This window comes from Flavobacterium sp. FlaQc-49, from assembly GCF_044005985.1.
Classification (GTDB): domain Bacteria; phylum Bacteroidota; class Bacteroidia; order Flavobacteriales; family Flavobacteriaceae; genus Flavobacterium; species Flavobacterium cupriresistens.
In genome coordinates this window covers 43,901-62,865 of sequence record NZ_JBIPCS010000003.1, presented here as the reverse complement: position 1 = coordinate 62,865, position 18,965 = coordinate 43,901, and the positions used below count along the sequence as shown (strand labels likewise).

The following is an 18,965-nucleotide window of genomic DNA, read 5'->3' as shown; positions in this document are numbered from 1 at the left end:
TTTAGGCTTTAGGCTATGCGCTTTGAGCTTTTTTAACTTTGTTTTTTTCGCTTAAGGCTTATTGCTTAAAGCCTAACGCATTTATCGAATAAATCCTACTCCTGCAGTTGTGTTGGTTGCGGTATCAATTAAGATAAAAGCACCGTTTGATTTATTATCATTATAGGCATCAAAATATAAAGGCTTGCTTAATTTAATGCTTACTTCTCCAATTTCATTTATCGCTAACTGTGTCGCCGGAGTGGTTCCTGAATAATCGGTTGCGATTGTATTTTTGATACTTTCTACCTTTGCCAGAACTCGGTTTGTGTTGTGTTGCACAATGTATTTTGTTCCCGCAACCAGTTTTTTACTGTCCATCCAACAAACGGTTGTGTTGATGTCTTTTTCAATTTTTGGAAGTTCTGATGATTTTACAATCATATCCCCTCTTGTCACATTGATATCATTTTCTAATTCGATTGTAACCGAAGAACCTGCAACGGCTTCGTCAAATTGTTTATCGAAAAAGTGAATTTTACTCACTTTTGATTCTGTTAGTGAAGGCAAAACAGTTACTGCATCCCCAACTTTAATTGAGTTTCCGTATAATTTTCCGGCATAACCTCTAAAATCGTGGTACTCTTCTGTTTTAGGACGAATCACAGTCTGAACCGGAAAACGTGCTTTTCCAGCTTCGTAAACATCATGAGAATGCAATCCTTCTAAATGCTCCAAAACCGTTTGTCCGTCGTACCAAGTCATATTCTCTGATTTATCCACTACGTTTCCGCCATTGATTGCACTTAATGGAATATAACTTACATTTTGTTCTTTGAAAGTACTTTTAGCATTTAAGGCTTGAAAATCGGTTTTGATTTTATTGAAAACTTCTTCCGAATAATCCACTAAATCCATTTTGTTGATGGCTACGATTACCTCTTTTACACGCAATAAATTATTGATAAAAAAGTGACGGTATGTTTGCTCGATAACCCCTTTTCTTGCATCAATCAAAATGATAGAAACTTGTGAAGTTGAAGCTCCCGTAACCATGTTTCTGGTATATTCTACGTGCCCCGGAGTATCGGCAATAATGTAACTTTTCTTAGCAGTCGAAAAATAAATATGCGCTACATCAATCGTGATTCCTTGCTCTCTTTCTGCCACCAAACCATCTGTTGCTAACGAAAAATCAAGATAATCGTATCCTTTTTGTTTGCTGCTTTTTTCGATTGCTTCGATTTTATCTGTTGTCAATGATTTTGTATCGTACAATAACCTTCCGATCAAAGTACTTTTTCCGTCATCTACACTTCCTGCTGTTGCTATTTTTAAAACGTCCATTCTGTATTGTTTTGTTTCAGGTTTCAAGTTTCAGGTTCTTCTGAAAACTTATAAATCTGTCTGTTTTTTTGAATTTTACTTTTCTCTACTTTTAATTTTTAATTGAATTAAAAGTATCCCTGTTGTTTTCTTTTCTCCATTGCCGCTTCAGAACGTTTGTCATCGATTCTGGCACCTCTTTCAGAAATAGTAGAAGTTCTGATTTCTCCCACTACTTGTTCAATGGTCTCTGCATAAGATTCAACAGCAGCAGTACAACTCATATCTCCAACGGTTCTAAAACGAACAATTCGTTCTTCGATTTGTTCGTCTTCTTCCTGGTACACAAAAGGAGAATGTGACCAGATCAAACCGTCTCTCAAAAAAACCTTTCTTTTATGTGAGAAATAGATTGATGGGATCTCGATGTGTTCTTTCTCGATATAACTCCAAACATCTAATTCCGTCCAGTTTGAAATTGGGAAAACGCGAACGTTTTGACCATTTTCTATTTTTCCATTCAAAATATCAAATAATTCAGGACGTTGATTCTTCTCGTCCCATTGACCGAAATCATCACGTACCGAAAAAATACGTTCTTTTGCTCTTGCTTTTTCCTCATCACGACGTGCTCCACCAATACAAGCATCAAACTTAAATTCTTCGATTGCATCTAAAAGTGTCGTAGTCTGTAAGCTGTTTCTACTGGAATATTTTCCGGTTTCTTCTACTACTTTTCCTTCGTCAATAGCATCCTGAACATTACGAACAATTAATTCTAATCCTAATTCTTCAACCAATTTATCTCTGAAAGCAATTGTTTCAGGAAAATTATGTCCTGTATCAACATGCAAAAGAGGAAACGGAATTTTAGCAGGGAAAAATGCCTTTTGCGCTAAACGTACTAAGGTTATAGAATCTTTTCCTCCAGAAAAAAGCAAAACCGGTTTATCAAACTGTGAAATTACTTCTCTGAAAATGTATATTGCTTCGCTCTCTAAAGCGTTTGTTTTTAATACTGAACTCATTGTATTTTGTTTAATGTTTCAAGTTTCAGGTCTCTTATTCCTCCTAAAATCTAGTAAACTATTACTATCTATTCTCTTTATTCTTTATTCTTTGCTCTATTCTCTTTACTCTTTCTTAGCCCCATGCAAACCACATTCTTTATGGCTTGATTCCCACCACCATCTTCCGGCTCTGATATCCTCTCCGGGGAAAATGGCTCTTGTACAAGGCGCGCATCCAATACTTACGAAACCTTCTTTGTGCAGGGCATTTTGTGGGACATTAAATTCTTTCAGATGATTCTCTACTTCTTCTAAAGTCCATTTTAACAGGGGATTGAATTTTATAATTTCGAAACCTCCATCGTATTCAAACAGATTTAAGTCGTGTCTGTTTTCTGACTGCTCAGCTCTTAAACCTGTAATCCAAACTGAATTTCCTGCTAAAGCTTTTCGCAACGGAACCACTTTTCTAATAAAACAGCATTCTTTTCTATTTTCAACCGAATCATAAAAACTGTTTGGTCCTTTTGTCTGAAGTAAATTTTCTACTGCTCCTGCTTCCGGAAAATAAACTTCGATCTGTTTTTTGTATTTTTTTAATGTCCTGTGAAAAACATCGTACGTTTCCTGAAACAATCTTCCGGTATCTAAAGTAAACACCTTGATTGCCACATCATTTTTGAAGATAAAATCAGTTATTACTTGATCCTCCTGTCCAAATGAAGTTGAAAAAATAACTTTCTCCGGATATTCCTCAGCCAGAAAAGCTAATGTTTCATCCAGTGAAAAATCTTTTGTTTTTGCTTCTAATGACGCTATAATTGCTGTGCTCATATTCTCTTTCCCTTTCTAAAATATTTTACAATAATTTAGACAATGTTTTTAAACTCAATAAAATGATTAGTATTCCCACTGCGATCATCATTGGTTTTCTTTTAATTTTATTGACCAAATAAGCCGCTAATGGAGCAGAAATTACCCCACCTAAAATTAGTCCTATAATAACCTGCCATCCGTGGATTCCTCCAAAAAGCATAAAAGTAATACCACTTGCAAATGAAACCGCAAATTCGGCAGCATTTACAGATCCAATCGTGTATCTCGGGTTTCTACCTCTTCCTAATAAGGTAGAAGTTACAATTGGTCCCCAGCCTCCGCCACCTACTGCATCCATGAATCCTCCAAAAGTGGCCAAAAAACCTAATTTTTTAGTTTTCTTTTTAATGATGTTTTTCAACAATGCTTTTCTAATAATAATTATTGCCAAAACAATCATGTAAACGGCAATAAATGGTTTTATAACTTCTCCGTCAATTACATCTGACAATAAATACGCTCCTATAGCTGAACCCAAAACACCCGGGATTAATAAATTCTTTACCAGTTTTTTATTAATGTTCCCAAAACGGTGATGCGAAATGGCTGATGCTCCTGTTGTAAACATTTCAGCGACATGAACTCCTGTACTACTAATTACCGGCGGTACTCCGTAGGCCAATAGAAAAGAAGTCGAGGTCGCTCCGTATCCCATTCCTAAAGTTCCGTCTACCAACTGGGCAAAAACACCAATTAGAAAAAAAACTAAAAGCTCCTGATTAAGACCATCTACAAATCCATTCCAGGAAAACTCAGCATAGTGATTGTAACCAAGTGTTAGCAGCAGACCTACTAACAATACAACCGGTACAAGCACCCATAATCTTTCTTTTAAAGACACTTCGGCTTTTAATGCAACTGTACGTACTTCTATTCCTTTTTCCATATTTCTTTTAAAAAATCCATTACCCTATCGGCTTACTAGATTAGTATGCAAAATTAGTATTTATTTGTAAATAACAAAACAATATTTTGATTTTTTACTTTAATTAACAACCGCATCCCAAACAATTAAAACAAAACTTACTTATTTTGACAAAATAAAGGTAAATTTAAAAACTGTAAAACACGCAAACAATTACAAAACAAAGATTTAACAAGCACTTCTAAAATAGTCTACCACATCGATAGGATTATTATAAATTACTTCTTATTTTTGGCAAAATTTTTTATTTATGGATTTTCAGATAGGTCTTGTAGTGGCAGGTTTATTCGTTGGTTTTGTGGTAGGAATGACTGGTGTCGGCGGCGGTTCGCTTATGACTCCTATTTTATTATGGTTTGGCATTCCACCAACAACCGCTGTAGGTACCGATTTATTGTATGCCGCTTTTACCAAAATGGGAGGGGTATATGTTCACAATAAAAAGAAAAACATCAACTGGAAAATCACAGGTTGGCTTTCTTTAGGTAGTGTACCGGCGGCTTTATTAACCTTATGGATATTAGAAAGCATCAAAACCGATGTTACCGCTTTAAATGCCTTAATCAAATATAGCTTGGGCTGGGCTTTGCTTTTTACTTCGATAGCGATTTTGTTTAAAAAGAAGATCATGCAATTTTCTCAAAAACATGCCGGAGATAAATTTCACTATGAAAGCACTACTCAGAATATTTTAACGGTTGCTATTGGTGTATTATTAGGTGCCACTGTTACGCTTACATCGATTGGTGCCGGCGCTCTGGGAACTGTAACTTTATTTTTTCTATACCCGCTTTTACCAACTCCAAAATTGGTCGGAACTGAAATCGCCCACGCCGTTCCCTTAACTCTTGTTGCCGGAATCGGACATGCCTCAATGGGGAATTTAGATCTGGGACTACTGGGTCAATTGCTACTAGGATCCCTTCCCGGAATTTACATGGGAAGCATGTTAAGCGGAAAAGTACCTGATTTATTCCTTAGAAACGCCATTGCCATAATGCTGTTTATGGTAGGCTACAAATTAGTTTTTTAAGTCTTTTACTATTTCATTTTCCTAAAAACAATAGAAAAAAGTTCTCTATACCCAAAAAACCATTTCAGTGAGTCCGCTCAAGGAAATGGTTTTTTTATTGATTCATACTTGGCGATATTAAACCATATAAGTCATATAAGTTCATTTAAACTAAACTTATATGGTCTTACATGACTTATATAGTTTAAAAAAATTATATGTTCCAAACTAGTTTCCTTCGTTTTTTTATAAATTAAACCTAACAGGTTTTAAAAACCTGTTAGGTTTGGAATTGATCGAAAATAAGTCCTATAAGTTCATTCAAGCTAAACTTATATTGACTTACATCACTTATATGGTTGAAAAAATTTATACGTTCCAAACTAGTTTCTTCCGTTTTTATAAATTAAACCTGACAGGTTTTAAAAACCTGTTAGGTTTGGAATTCATCGGAAATAAGTCATATAAGCCCATTCAATCTAAACTTATATTAACTTACATCACTTATATGGTTTAAGAAATTATGCGTTCCAAACTAGTTTCCTCCGTTTTTAAAAATTAAAGCTGACAGGTTTTAAAACCTGTCAGCTTTAGAATTGATCGAAAATAAGTCATATAAGCCCATTCAAACTAAACTTATATTAACTTACATCACTTATATGGTTTAAAAAATTATACGTTCCAAACAAACTAGTTTCCTCCGTTTTTAAAAATTAAAGCTGACAGGTTTTAAAAACCTGTCAGCTTTAGAATTGATCGAAAATAAGTCATATAAGTCCATTCAAACTAAACTTATATTAACTTACATAACTTATATGGTTTAAAAAAAATTATGTGTTCTAAAAAGCGATATCTGCCAACGAATTACTTTCTAATATCTTTAATGTATTATCTCTCACTTCCGTCATTAAACGACGGGCTGCACAGGTAGATTCATCATCACAGTCATCGCATTTTTCGTAGAAATTGTGACTCGCGCACGGAAGTAGTGCAATCGGTCCCTCCAAAATTCGGTATACTTTGGCCATGCTAATATCTTTCGGATCTTTGATCAGATAGTAACCGCCTCCTTTTCCTTTTTTCGCTCCCAAGAAACCGGAATTCCTTAAAAGCAACAATATACTCTCCAGGAACTTAATCGAAATATGTTCGCTTTTTGCAATTTCAGCAATTTGCACAGGATCATTATTCTCGCGTCTTGCTAAAAACGTCAAAGCTTTAATTCCGTATTTTGTTTTCTTTGAAAGCACTTATTAAGATTTTAGAATGTTGATTTTAGATTTTTTGTGCTAAAATGACAGCATATTTTTCAACAGCAAAAATAGGCTATTGCTATAAGAATAACAAAAGAATAAAAAGTATGACGCTGACGAACTTATTATTCGTTTTCCTTAACTCCGATTAATTCAAATTCTTTAAATGTTTTTATGCTTTCTTTTAAAGCCTTATTACCGACTACATAAGTATCTGAAAAAGAATCATGCCAACCTCTGCTGCCTAAAAAAGAAAAAGCATCAAAAGGGATTAAGCGAGATAGACTTCTTTTAAAAATTGCTCCAAAACCCGGTTTTTCACCATTTTCATCAACGACAACAGTTCCCGTGATAAATTTCCCTATTGATCTTCCGAAAAGACCTTCTGTAAACACATAATAAAGTATCGATATTATTACAAAAACAAGTTGTGACTCCAGATCGCTCATGTTAATCAACCATTCATTCAGGCCATCCCATTCTAACAGATTGGACAAAATCGCAAAGATAAAAGTTAAGATAAATGCAGAAAGCATAATAACAATGATATCTAAAATGTAATTTAAGAAACGACTTCCATTAGAAGCTATTAAATTGTCATCAAGAATATAAGTAGTGTTACTCATGTTATAATTGGTTTTAATTAAGGTTATGTTTTGTTCGCGACAAAAATATACTTTTTGTATAAACAATTATGAAAAAGAAAGAAAAATCAACTTAAAGTTCACTGCAAATGACAACCGTATTCTTTTCTATTAAATACAACTGATGCTCTTGATTTTCGAAAACATAATTTGAAACATTCAAATCCGAAAACCATTCAGAATTCGGTTTATTCCGGTCATTCTCTCCAAAATACAACTTGATTTTGCAATTAGGAATCTCCGTTTCAAAACGCAATCTAGTTGACGAAACCGCCACCAACTGCTTTACTTTTAAACCAAGCAACGAAGCTTTCCAGCCAATTGTTCCTCCTATGCTAAAACCTAAAATAGTCACTTCTTCTTTTTCAAAATCCAATAAAGTTTTAACCGCCTTATCAATTCCTCCCTTTAAAAATTGACTGTGAATACCACTTTCATCGCAATCAGAAACATTTATTCCGCCCAATTTCAGAACATCATAATAGTGAACATCAAATTTAGATGCTAAGGTTTTACTATACGATTTTATCCATTCCGGGCTTTCTCCTCCAAATAAATCAGACAAGAGCAACAATCTTGGTTTTACCATAATCATGTTTTAAAAACTAAATTTAAGATACTAAAAAAGGCTATTCATTTTTAAAACAGATAGCCTTTTAGATTTTTAAAATTACAATACTTTTAAGAAAGTGCTTGCTCTAAATCTGCAATTACATCTTTTACGGTTTCTAAACCTACAGAAACACGCACTAAACCTTGTGTGATACCAACTGCCAATTGATCTTCTTCAGACAATTTACTATGCGTTGTTGAAGCCGGATGCGTTACAATTGATCTGGTATCGCCAATATTAGCGGAAAGAGAGCAAAGTTTAATTTTATCCAGAAATTTTCTTCCGGCCTCGATTCCTCCTTTGATTTCAAATGCAATAATATTACCTCCTAAAAGCATCTGTTTTTTGGCGATTTCGTATTGTGGATGTGATTTCAAAAACGGGTATTTCACACTATTCACATTTGGATGTGCTTCTAAAAACTCCGCTACTTTTAATGCATTTTCACAATGTTTTTCTACACGGATTGCAAGCGTTTCTAAACTTTTTGACAAAATCCAGGCATTAAACGGAGATAAAGCAGGACCGGTATTTCTTGAAAACAAATAAATCTGTCTGATTAAATCTTCACTTCCAACGGTCACTCCTCCTAAAACACGACCTTGACCGTCGATTAATTTCGTTGCCGAATGCACTACCAAATGTGCTCCAAACTTAATGGGCTGCTGAAGGTATGGCGTTGCAAAACAGTTATCAATGATTAAAATTAAATTGTGTTTTTTAGCGATGTCACCCAACAACTGCAGATCAATTACATCTACTCCTGGATTTGTAGGCGACTCTGCATATAATATTTTAGTATTCGGTTTAATGAAACTTTCAATTGTTTCCGGTTTATTAATGTCAAAATAAGAAGTTTCAATATTCCATTTCGGGAAATAAGTCATAAATAACGCATGCGTTGAACCAAAAACACTGCTTGCCGACACAATATGATCCCCCGCATTTAATAAAGCTGCAAAAGTAGAATACACTGCTGCCATTCCGGTTGCAAAAGCATAACCGGCTTCTGCCCCTTCCATTTTACACACTTTATCTACAAATTCAGTTGTATTTGGATTACTGAAACGGCTGTAAATATTTCTTTCTTTTTCTTCTGTAAAAGAAGCACGCATGTCCTCTGCGTCTTCAAATACAAAACTTGACGACAGGTACAAAGGTACCGAATGTTCTAAATACTGAGATCTCTCTAATTGTGTTCTAATGGCTTGTGTTTCGAAACCAAATTCTTGTTCGTTCATTTTTTTTTTGTTTTTCAGAGGACTATTTCACAGCGTTACACAAAGCAAACACTGAGTTGCACCAAAGATTTTAAAATATCTTTCAATAGCCTTTCAATTATTTAATAGCTAGTCAAAATTTTCTAATTCTCTAATTGACTAATTTTCTAATTCTTTGTCGTTTAAAACAACTTTGTATTTTATAGTTGCAGTTGGTTCAACCGTTTTGGCAACGGAGCAATATTTCTCAAAAGAGAGTTGTGCAGCACGATAGGCCTTTTCCGGATTGATGTCTCCTTTTAAATAAAAAACCACATTGATTTCTTTAAAAGGTTTTGCTTCGTCTATCTGAACGCGAAGTCCTTCTACCTCAGCATCAAAAGAAGTTATTTCCTGACGTTGTTTTTTTAAAATCGAAATCATATCGATAGCACTGCATCCTGCAACACCCATTAAAACAAGCTCCATTGGACTTGCGCCTAAATCACTTCCTCCAAATTCTGCCCTGCTGTCTACATCGATTACATGACCGCGTTCATTTTTTATTTTAAAATGAAATGCGTCATTTACTCTGTTTAAGGTTACTTTCATTTTTTTTTATTTTAATCTTTACTTTAATTATTTTGCTTTCGAAAAGGCCATTTTAATTGCCATTGACGTTAAAACTCCTGCCATAAACCATTTCTGAACCTTTAGCCACATTGGTTTTTTAGCGAAAAAAGAAGCTATTTTTGCTGCCGTTAGTACGATTATAAAATTAACCGTAAAACTCACCAAAACCTGTGTTACACCAAGTTCCAAACTCTGTGTCATAATCGATCCGTAGGCCGGTTTGATAAACTGAGGAAAAAACGATAAATAAAACACAGCAATCTTAGGATTTAATACACTTGTTAAAAATCCGATACTAAATAGCTTTTTCGGTTTATCTATAGAAAGGTTTTCATTCGGTTGAAAGAGATTCTTTCCGTTTGGTCTCACCGCCTGAAACGCCAAGTATAACAAATAGAGAACTCCTGTAATTTTAAGAATATTATACGCCATCGGAACAGCAAAAAGTAGCGCTGTAATTCCAAAAGAGACCATGATAATATGAACAAAAAAACCAAAAACAATTCCTGCCAACGATAGCATTCCCGCCTTTTTGCCTTGAGTAATAGAGCGCGAAATCAAATACATCATATTCGGTCCCGGTGTAATTACAAGTAATAAAGCCGCCAGGATAAAAATAACAAGTTCGTTTAATGGTATCATTTTTTTCTTTTTTATTTAAATATGTAGTCTAGTTTGTCTTTTCAAAAGAAGTTCAGAACTTAACTCAAACCGCGAAGCAATTCGCAGCTGTTTTTCAGATCCGTTTTCTACAAACCATCATAATTCTCTATCATAGAAATCGCAACAACTTTCAAAAAATCTAAAGCCTTCAATCTAAAATCAAAAACCTCCGTACTTATTTCTTTTTAGTCTTTGCTTTTGCTTTTGTCTCCTGTACTTTGGCTACTTCTTTTTTATTACAATTATTCGTCTCGTAAAGTTCAATTATACGACCGGCCAAAGTATTCTTTTTGAAATTTTCTTTATTAACCGCTTCCAAAAAAGCAGGACAATCTTTAAACTGAATACCTGCGATATTCCTCACAGCCTTATCCATCCCTACATTCACAGACATCATTGCTGACAACATATAAACATAAAATACACCATCTTCCTTCTCTTTTCCCATGTACAGCATTGTACCGCCACCTGAGCCTGTTGAAGTTCCTGTCGCCGCATTGTATCTAAGAGTCGATTGAAGCGCATCTACCGTAAGTTTAATTCCTTTCGAATAAATCACGTACAGCCAATATTTATCGGAGCTTTTTTTCACTCCTTTTTCTCCTTTATCCTGAAGCACAAACAATCTTTCTGCTTCATACTTATTTCCGTCTTTGTCAACGTACTCCACTTTTTTGAGTTCTTCACTCAAAATTTTCTCCGTATCTCCTTTTTCAGTAAGTCTGAATTTAACTTTAGAACTGTTTATTTCAACAAGTTCGGCGAACCCTTTTTTAACGGTTCCGTTTTCAAAAGTCAGAACAGCTTCATAATATTTTGCCTGCATCGTAAAAGAGATCAGGCAAAAAAGGAAATAGATTTTTTTCATTTGTATAGGTTAATTCATTTGGGGGCAATCAGAATCTGTAATGTTCAGATTCTTTCTATTCTTTGGCCCGTCGAATGTTATTTAACACATAGAAACATAGATTTAAAATTACTAACTATGTCTCTATGTGTTCCAATTAATTCCAGACAACGGGTTATTTTTATATTTTTTATGTTTAATTTTTCTTCTTTGTCGAAATAACAAGTTAGCGAATAAATCTAAAATCTCTTACTCTTTATCTGACAATCTCAAAATATCACCAAAAACGCCTCTTGCGGTAACGGCAGAACCTGCACCGGCTCCTTGTATTACGATTGGTCGGTCTCCGTAAGATTCTGTATAAATTTCAAAGAAAGAATCAGAACCTTTTAATCCGCCTAAAGCAGTATCTGAAGGCACAGAAACTAATTTTACTTCCAAAATTCCTTTGTCATTTTGTAAATCTCCGGACAATTCTCCGATATATCGCAACACATGATTCGGTTTTTGATCGGCTTTAATCTTCTCATAAATCGGATCAAATTCTTTTAGTTTGGTTAAGAAATCAGAAACATTTCCTTCACGTAAATGTTCCGGTATTAGATTTTGAATTGAAATTTCTTCAAACTCATTTTGCAAATCCAATTCTCTTGCCAGAATCAATAATTTTCTACCTACATCATTTCCGCATAAATCCTCACGCGGGTCCGGTTCTGTGTAACCATTATCAATTGCCTCTTGCAAAATCTCACTAAACGGAGCTTCTTTTGCAGAAAAATTATTAAACAAATAACTCAAAGTTCCCGAGAATACTCCTTTTATTTTAGTGATATTTTCACCCGAAAGGTGCAATAATTTTATCGTATCAATTAATGGCAATCCTGCACCAACATTGGTTTCATACAAATAATTCTTCTGATTATCTGCCAGTGATTTTCTCAATTCTTTATAGAAACCATAACTTAACGTATTGGCCACTTTATTAGACGAAATCAAATCAAAACTGCTCTCAATCAACGAAATATAGTTTTCAACAAAGGTAGCACTCGCCGTGTTATCAATCGCAATTAAGTTCTCTAAATGATGCTTATCTGCATAGGCAATAATGTCATTAATAGTATACGCAACTCCTTTATCCTGAATGTCATTTTTCCAATCTGATGTTACTCCATTTTTATTTAAAAGTACCTTTTTAGAATTGGCAATTGCAAAAACATTCAGTTTAATGTCTTTGCGTTTTTCAATAGCAGCAGTAGATTCCAAGATTTGATTGATCAAAGTTCCCCCAACCAATCCATGACCAAAAACGGCAATATTGATTTTTTTGGAAACTCCGAAAATCTCTCCGTGAATTACGTTTAAGGCTTTATGCAATTCTGATTTTTTAACTACCAAACTCACGTTTTTACCCGTAACCGTGTTGTTAAACAAAATCGGAACAATTTTATTTTTGATTAAAGCGGTGTAAGGCTTATGAAAAGTACTCAGATCCTGACCAATAATAGAAATAACCGAAACATTGTCTGTAACTGTAATTTGGTTTACGTCTTTAGAATAAAAATCATTCTCAAACTCTTTTTCCAGTTCGATCATGGCAGTAGTAGCTTTATCCGTTGCAACTACCAAACCAATTCCTCTTTCGGAAGATCCCTGAGAAATAATACTCACACTGATATTGTGATCGCCCATTACTTTAAAAATACGGGCATCAACTCCTGATTTTCCAAGTAATCCACGACCTTCAAGGTTTACTAAAGATAAGTTCTCTAAAACAGAAAGTGTTTTAATTCCTTCTTTTGCAGACTCTGAAGTGATTAAAGTTCCGCGATTTTCATGGTTAAATGTATTCAAAATACGAAGTGGAATACTCTTTTCCAACAACGGAATTATTGTTTTGGCATGCAAAATAGTAGCTCCGAAATTGGCCAATTCGTTTGCTTCATTAAACGATAAATATTCGATTTTTTTAGCATCGGCAACCAAATCAGGATTTGCAGTATAAATTCCGTCAACATGCGTAAAGTTTTGAAGCTCTTCTGCATTTAAATAATTTGCTAATAACGAAGCGGTATAATTACTTCCGTTTCTTCCTAAAGTTGTCGTGTCATTATTGTTGTTTGAACCGATAAAACCGGTTACAATATTCACTGTTGATCCGTTATGTTCTTTGAAATAATTGATGACATTTTTCTTAGAAAGCTGTTCCAAAGGCTGAGCATCACCAAATTTCGAATCCGTTTTCAGTAAATCTCTTGTGTCCACAAAATTAGCCGGAACTCCTTTTTCAATCAAAATTGCCGTCAATAATTTAGCCGAAAGCAATTCACCTTTAGACAAAATCTGGTCTTTGATTTTATTACTGTAATCTCCAATCAGACTTACGCCTTCAAAAAGTTTATCCAAAATACTGAATTCTTCAGACAGATCAACTTGTGGGTAATCTGAAACCTGGTACGTTTTAAAACTTTCTAATAACGGTTTATAGTTGCCGTTTTTAGAAGCAATACTTAAAATATCTTCTAATTCATCAGTAGCATTTCCGCGGGCAGAAACGACAACGGCAATTTTTTCACCCTGATTGATTTTATCTGTAATAATGGAAACTACTTTGTTAAGTCCTTCTCCGTTTGATAACGATTTACCGCCAAATTTTAATATTTTCATTTTATTTTTTTATTGTTTCTGCCTTAAAAATATCGGCAAGTAAATAATCTAGTTGTTTGTACTCTATTAAAAAAGCGTCATGTCCGTGTACTGAATCTATTTCGCTATAAAAAACATTGTCTTTGAATTTTATTAATTCCTGATACGTTTCCTTGTTTTCTTTTGCTGTGAAAAACAAATCTGAATTGATTCCGATAATATGAATCGCCGCAGTTGTTTTAGATAACAACGTTTCAAAATCGGCGCTGTTTCTGGTAATATCTATCGTTTTCAACAATTGATTCATCAATTTATACGAAGACAATTGGTATCTTTTTTGCAATCTTTCTCCGTGATGTGCCAGCCAGCTTTCAATATTAAAAATAGAAAGGTCTGAATTGATTGTACGTTGAAATTTTTCTTTGAATGATTCGGGAGAGCGGTAACACAACATAGCGTGAATTCTGGCATCTTCTATTGGTTTTGAAGAATTGTTCAGGATTTGCTCTTGTAAGTAACAATTTGCAATCATCCAGTCTGTCGATTTCCAGTCTGTTGCAATTGGTATTAAATTTTGTGTGATAGCGGGTTCTAAAGCCAGTATTTCCCATGCGATTCCACCTCCTACAGAGCCTCCTATTATGGTATGAAGCTGCTCTATCTTTAAGAAATCGAGTCCTTTTATAAAAATCCTCGCAATATCACGGGCTGTAAAATCCTGGTAATTTTCTATTAAGAAAGAATCATTCCCATTGCCGGGAACATTAAACGCTAATACCGTATAGACATTAGTATCAATTGTTTTTCCTTGTCCGATCAGATCATTCCACCAACCGTTTTCACCTGTTACCTCAGCATTTCCTGTCAGGGCATGATTGACCAAAACAATAGGCGCGCTATAGAGTGGTAAGCCCGAAATTGTAAAACTTAAGGGTAACGAATGATAAACTGCACCATTTTCGGTGGTGAAATTTTGTATGCTAATAAGGGTTGGTATATTTTCCAATTTCAAATCTGTTGTATTATTGATTTGTATGAGGAAATATTAGAAAGAAAGTCTAGACGAAACTAGAAAAATTCTTATTGTTATCTTTCCACGTTTGGGCGTGGTAGAATGCAGCACCTTCTTCGAATTAACGAAGGGTTGCTAAGGATTCATCGGGTCTAATCCCTCGTCCTTTCTTTATAACATTTCAATACGTTTTTGAACTTAACGGTGCAAATTAACTACTATTTTCTTAAACAAGCAAATTTATCTGAACTGAATCTTTTATTTTATGAAAATAGTTTAATCTGAAACTATTATACGCAAAAAATTACCGAACAATATGCCCAGTAAAATTAAGCCGGTTTCACCCTATTTTATGACTCTTTTCGATTTAGATGAAAAGGGTTTCATTCTCTTTAGAATACATTAAAAACAACAATGAATTTGGTGCTTTTTTTTCTGCATTTTTATCCGTTTCGGTAATTCCAAAACTTGGGTGGATCAATTCGTTTGTTGGTGGCGGGTTGTTTCTTTTTGTCCTGCCGTTTTTCAATCTAGAAAATGTTCTTGCTAAGTAGTTTGTTGCACTCATGATATTTAAGTTTTAGTTCAGTTGTGTATTATTATGTTTATTAATCTTTTACTATTTTGTTAAGGCAACCCAATGGAATAAAAAAACCCTTTTGGTTTCAGATGCCAAAAGGGTTATAAGTTTTACAAACTTGTATTTACTTTTGGAATCAACAGACGTATGCGCAAATACTTGCGACATTAAACATCTTATTCATCTGTAACGATTGATTCATCTGTGATTTATTTGTTATCTTAAAAAAATTCTGCATTTCGTATAAATTTAAAAAGCCTCTCAAAAAATTCTGGGAGGCTTTGCTATATTTTTTATTGTATTACAATATTAAGCAAAAGACATCCCCACGGTTTTAACCGAAATGACACAAAACATTTTGTAGGCATTTAAATTCATGTGATTAGTAGCTTTTTGGGTTTTACAAATATCAGAATAATAATTTTATTACACAAATGGAAATGAAGAATTTAATTACTAAAAATGTTAAAAAACATTATTTAAATGTTAAAAAATAGCTTCTAAAAGCAAAATTTCTTAAAAAAGCCATAAAGGGCCTTAAAAAATAGGTTTACACACTCCATATCAACTCTGCAAATCAGTTTATCAAAGAACATTTTTCAGTGTTTTAGTTCTTATACTTACAACCAAACAGCTTCTTTATTTCTGATTTTTTCAGCCACTTTCAGGATGTCGGTGATAATGCCGCGCGAAATGGCCTGCTTACAAGCCGAAGCACTTTTAATCACAATTGGCACAGCCGCATAAGATTGAGTGTAAATTTCAAAAATCGTATCGGAACCTTTCAATTGCCCGATAGCAGAAGTAATGGGTTCAGAAACCAATTTGACTTCCAATGTATTTTTCTGAACATCAAATTCTCCTATATAACGAAGCACATGATTGTCTGACTGGGTAATTTTTGCAATTTTGAAATACCGGTCCACCGCTTCTTTATTAAGTGTACCGTTTTTCTCCAGATGCGCCTCTTCGATCAACGGATTGATTTTTATATCCGAAAGTTCAAAGTCTTGCCCTATTTCCCTTGTTAGAATCAATAGTTTCCGTGCTGTATCATTTCCTGATAAATCCTCCTTAAAAGTAGAACGCATTAATCCTAAAAGACTGGCATCTTTTAAAATAGAAGAAAAAGTCACCTCCTCTGAAGAGAATTGATTAAAAACATAACTCAGATTATCGGAGAAAACACCGCGAATTTTAGTGATTTTTTCTCCTGAGTAATACAAATCTCTTAAAGTCTGCAAAACCGGAACTCCTGTATCTACCGAGGTTTCATACAAAAACTCTTTATCGTACTTTTTAAGATTCTCTCTTATTTCTTTATAAAGCTCAATAGGCAACGTATTGGCTTTTTTATTTACCGCGACAATATTAAATCCGTTTTGAATTAAGGTATTGTAATGGCCTATCAGTTCCTCACTCGCGGTTGCATCAACAGCGATCAGATTTTCAAATTCATTTTCTTTTGCAAATTCAATAATATCTTCCACTCTAAAAGGCACTGCCAATTCTACAAAATTGGTTTCCCACGCATACCCGACACCTTCTTTTTCAAAAAAAGCTACGGTAGAATTGGTGATAATCGGAAAATGAAAGTCAACATTTTTGTTTTGCAGAAAAAACTCCTGGCTTTCGATAATCTGATTGATTAAGGTACTTCCGATATTACCGATCCCGAAAAGGACAATGTTTATTTTAAGCTTTGACATAATTTTTAATTTTAAAATGACTCAAAAACAGAATTGTTTTTAATTAATTTAACCATATAAGACATTTAAGTTCCTTTTACTACTCGACCTTAGCTTACCTGAACTTATCGTACTTATATGGTTTAAACTTTATATTAAATTTTGTTTTTATAAAAAATCACCTCTAGCAAAAATCATATTGCTAAAGGCAATTTTTCAAACAAAAAACAAAAAAACCTTAATTTTTATTGATGCTGTATGCCTCTTTTTTAACCGTTGCGAAAACGGTTTGCAAATCAGCAATCAAATCCTCAATATCCTCAATTCCAACAGAAAGACGAACCAAGTCTTTAGAAACTCCTGTTTCTGCTTGCTCCTCCTCTGTCAATTGTTGGTGTGTTGTACTTGCCGGATGAATGATTAGTGACTTTGTGTCTCCAATATTGGCCAGAAGAGAAAACAATTTTGTTTCGTCAACTACTTTTTTAGCTGCTTCAAAACCGCCATTCAGTCCAAAAGTGATGATTCCGCTTTGTCCTTCAGGCAGGTATTTTTTGGCTAAATCAAAATATTTACTGGACTCTAATCCCGGATAATTTATCCAGGCCACCTCATCTTGTTTCTCGAGCCATTTGGCCAAAGCCAAAGCATTTTCGCTATGTTTTTTGATTCGGATTGGCAATGTCTCTAATCCCTGAATAATCTGGAAAGCATTAAAAGGACTCAAAGCTGAACCAAAATCCCGCAACCCTTCAATTCTCGCTTTTGTGATAAAGGCAGCATTTCCAAGCGCTTCATGATACACCAAACCATGGTAACCCGGAGAAGGTTCTGTAAATTCAGGGAATTTTCCGTTTGCCCAATCAAAAGTTCCGGCATCAATAATAGCGCCTCCTAGCGAAGTTCCGTTTCCGGCAATATATTTGGTCAAAGAGTGAATTACAATATTTGCTCCGTATTCAATTGGTTTTAGCAAATAAGAAGTGGCTACCGTATTATCTACAATAAAAGGCACTTTGAAGTTTTTAGCTTCTTTCGAAATGGCGCCCAAATCCAATACATCTAATTTTGGATTCCCTAAAGATTCTACAAAAAAGGCTCTTGTATTTTCTTTTGCCGCTTTGGAGAAATTTTCTGCTTTTGACGGATCAACAAACGTCGTTGTTATGCCTAATCGGGGTAAAGTTACTTTCAACAAATTGTAAGTTCCTCCATACAAACTGTTTGATGCTACTATATGATCTCCGGATTTTAACAAAGTTAGGAACGTTGTTGCGATTGCAGCGGTTCCCGATGCGGTAACGACTGCTCCAATTCCACCTTCGAGCGCCGCTAGTCTTTGCTCTAAAATGTCGTTTGTCGGATTGTTTAATCTGGTGTAAATAAATCCGGCTTCTGCAAGACCGAATAAATTGGCTGCGTGATCTGAATTGTTAAAAACATACGATGATGTCTGGTAAATAGGCACGGCTCTTGTTCCTGCATTTTTAGTAACATCGTGTCCAGCGTGTAGTGCGTTTGTTGCAAATTTTTGTGTGCTCATAATTTCTTAGTTTTTAGTGTTGTTAATAGTATTTTAGTTTGTTATTGATTTGTTTTTAAAAATAAAGGTCTTCTTCTTCTACTGCATACATTTGAAATAGTAATGATTTGTGTCCTTCCAGGCTCAACTCTTCTTTTACTTGAGTTACTTCCTCTATAATGTTGCTGTTGATTTTAAAATCTGTTTCTATTGCTTTCGAACTTTTAGCTGTGGTTTTCATACTTGTAATTTTTTAAAATGATGAAATAAAAAAAGCCCTTTTGGCTGGCTTACCAAAAGGGCTTATAGTTTAACTATAACAAAGATTTTATCTTTCACTTTTGGCAACAACAGACCGGAACGCATTTACGCATCATACAACACATTATCATTTTGTCTGCTATTGTTTTCATTTTATAAAATTGTATTAATTAAAAACTTTTAGATTTTTTTTAGTTCTACTAGTTTGATAGAGTAAATATAGTAACTATTTTTTAACTACCAAAAAAAAATGTATAATTTAACATTTAAAAAGAATTA

The 18,965-nt window shown here is 34.3% G+C and carries 18 protein-coding genes and 1 riboswitch; of the genes, 1 reads left to right on the top strand and 17 read right to left on the bottom strand.

Annotated elements, in window-relative coordinates; all coding sequences use genetic code 11:
* Positions 1 to 81 precede the first annotated feature (81 nt).
* From ACHRV3_RS06695 to ACHRV3_RS06680, 4 genes are all read right to left on the bottom strand, one after another.
* Positions 82 to 1,326: a sulfate adenylyltransferase subunit 1 gene (locus ACHRV3_RS06695; RefSeq protein WP_395426581.1), complete on the bottom strand. Its 1,245-nt coding sequence runs from the start codon at positions 1,324 to 1,326 to the stop codon at positions 82 to 84.
* Between the two features lie 107 nt (positions 1,327 to 1,433).
* A complete protein-coding gene (cysD, locus tag ACHRV3_RS06690) occupies positions 1,434 to 2,333 on the bottom strand; it encodes a sulfate adenylyltransferase subunit CysD (RefSeq protein WP_047772880.1) in 900 nt (299 codons plus the stop codon).
* A gap of 105 nt (positions 2,334 to 2,438) precedes the next feature.
* Positions 2,439 to 3,149, bottom strand: coding sequence for a phosphoadenylyl-sulfate reductase (locus ACHRV3_RS06685; protein ID WP_395433726.1), 711 nt, complete (start codon positions 3,147 to 3,149; stop codon positions 2,439 to 2,441).
* Between the two features lie 25 nt (positions 3,150 to 3,174).
* Positions 3,175 to 4,077: a sulfite exporter TauE/SafE family protein gene (locus ACHRV3_RS06680; protein WP_395433725.1), complete on the bottom strand. Its 903-nt coding sequence runs from the start codon at positions 4,075 to 4,077 to the stop codon at positions 3,175 to 3,177.
* Positions 4,078 to 4,366: 289 nt separating this feature from the next.
* On the opposite strand from ACHRV3_RS06680, the gene ACHRV3_RS06675 reads away from it, so the two are divergent.
* Positions 4,367 to 5,149 carry a sulfite exporter TauE/SafE family protein gene (locus ACHRV3_RS06675; RefSeq protein WP_047772875.1) on the top strand — a complete coding sequence of 261 codons (783 nt, stop codon included), beginning with the start codon at positions 4,367 to 4,369 and terminating at the stop codon, positions 5,147 to 5,149.
* 818 nt (positions 5,150 to 5,967) lie between these two features.
* Here the strand turns inward: ACHRV3_RS06675 and ACHRV3_RS06670 are convergent.
* From ACHRV3_RS06670 to ACHRV3_RS06610, 13 genes are all read right to left on the bottom strand, one after another.
* Positions 5,968 to 6,378: an Rrf2 family transcriptional regulator gene (locus ACHRV3_RS06670; RefSeq protein WP_047772871.1), complete on the bottom strand. Its 411-nt coding sequence runs from the start codon at positions 6,376 to 6,378 to the stop codon at positions 5,968 to 5,970.
* Between the two features lie 128 nt (positions 6,379 to 6,506).
* A complete protein-coding gene (locus ACHRV3_RS06665) occupies positions 6,507 to 7,007 on the bottom strand; it encodes an RDD family protein (RefSeq protein ID WP_395433722.1) in 501 nt (166 codons plus the stop codon).
* A 91-nt stretch (positions 7,008 to 7,098) separates the two neighbouring features.
* Positions 7,099 to 7,614 (bottom strand): alpha/beta hydrolase, encoded by a 516-nt coding sequence (locus ACHRV3_RS06660; RefSeq protein ID WP_395433721.1) that lies wholly within the window; start codon positions 7,612 to 7,614, stop codon positions 7,099 to 7,101.
* 92 nt (positions 7,615 to 7,706) lie between these two features.
* On the bottom strand, positions 7,707 to 8,879 hold the full coding sequence (locus ACHRV3_RS06655; protein WP_047772866.1) for a PLP-dependent aspartate aminotransferase family protein: 1,173 nt from the start codon (positions 8,877 to 8,879) through the stop codon (positions 7,707 to 7,709).
* A 138-nt stretch (positions 8,880 to 9,017) separates the two neighbouring features.
* Entirely contained in the window at positions 9,018 to 9,449 is a 432-nt protein-coding gene (locus ACHRV3_RS06650) for an OsmC family protein (protein ID WP_230004429.1), read from the bottom strand.
* 27 nt (positions 9,450 to 9,476) lie between these two features.
* A complete protein-coding gene (locus tag ACHRV3_RS06645) occupies positions 9,477 to 10,112 on the bottom strand; it encodes a LysE family translocator (RefSeq protein ID WP_395433720.1) in 636 nt (211 codons plus the stop codon).
* A 196-nt stretch (positions 10,113 to 10,308) separates the two neighbouring features.
* Positions 10,309 to 11,001 carry a hypothetical protein gene (locus tag ACHRV3_RS06640; protein WP_395433718.1) on the bottom strand — a complete coding sequence of 231 codons (693 nt, stop codon included), beginning with the start codon at positions 10,999 to 11,001 and terminating at the stop codon, positions 10,309 to 10,311.
* A gap of 228 nt (positions 11,002 to 11,229) precedes the next feature.
* Complete coding sequence (gene thrA, locus ACHRV3_RS06635) at positions 11,230 to 13,644, bottom strand: bifunctional aspartate kinase/homoserine dehydrogenase I (protein ID WP_395433716.1); 2,415 nt, start codon at positions 13,642 to 13,644, stop codon at positions 11,230 to 11,232.
* Position 13,645: 1 nt separating this feature from the next.
* Positions 13,646 to 14,629: an alpha/beta fold hydrolase gene (locus tag ACHRV3_RS06630; protein WP_395433715.1), complete on the bottom strand. Its 984-nt coding sequence runs from the start codon at positions 14,627 to 14,629 to the stop codon at positions 13,646 to 13,648.
* Between the two features lie 77 nt (positions 14,630 to 14,706).
* Positions 14,707 to 14,815: riboswitch (SAM riboswitch) on the bottom strand.
* A 187-nt stretch (positions 14,816 to 15,002) separates the two neighbouring features.
* Complete coding sequence (locus tag ACHRV3_RS06625) at positions 15,003 to 15,203, bottom strand: hypothetical protein (RefSeq protein ID WP_047772852.1); 201 nt, start codon at positions 15,201 to 15,203, stop codon at positions 15,003 to 15,005.
* A 632-nt stretch (positions 15,204 to 15,835) separates the two neighbouring features.
* Positions 15,836 to 16,924, bottom strand: a complete 1,089-nt coding sequence (locus tag ACHRV3_RS06620) for an aspartate kinase (protein WP_395433714.1) — start codon at positions 16,922 to 16,924, stop codon at positions 15,836 to 15,838.
* Between the two features lie 217 nt (positions 16,925 to 17,141).
* Positions 17,142 to 18,446 carry an O-acetylhomoserine aminocarboxypropyltransferase/cysteine synthase family protein gene (locus ACHRV3_RS06615; protein WP_230004423.1) on the bottom strand — a complete coding sequence of 435 codons (1,305 nt, stop codon included), beginning with the start codon at positions 18,444 to 18,446 and terminating at the stop codon, positions 17,142 to 17,144.
* Between the two features lie 55 nt (positions 18,447 to 18,501).
* Positions 18,502 to 18,666, bottom strand: coding sequence for a hypothetical protein (locus ACHRV3_RS06610; RefSeq protein WP_395433713.1), 165 nt, complete (start codon positions 18,664 to 18,666; stop codon positions 18,502 to 18,504).
* Between the last annotated feature and the right edge of the window lie 299 nt (positions 18,667 to 18,965).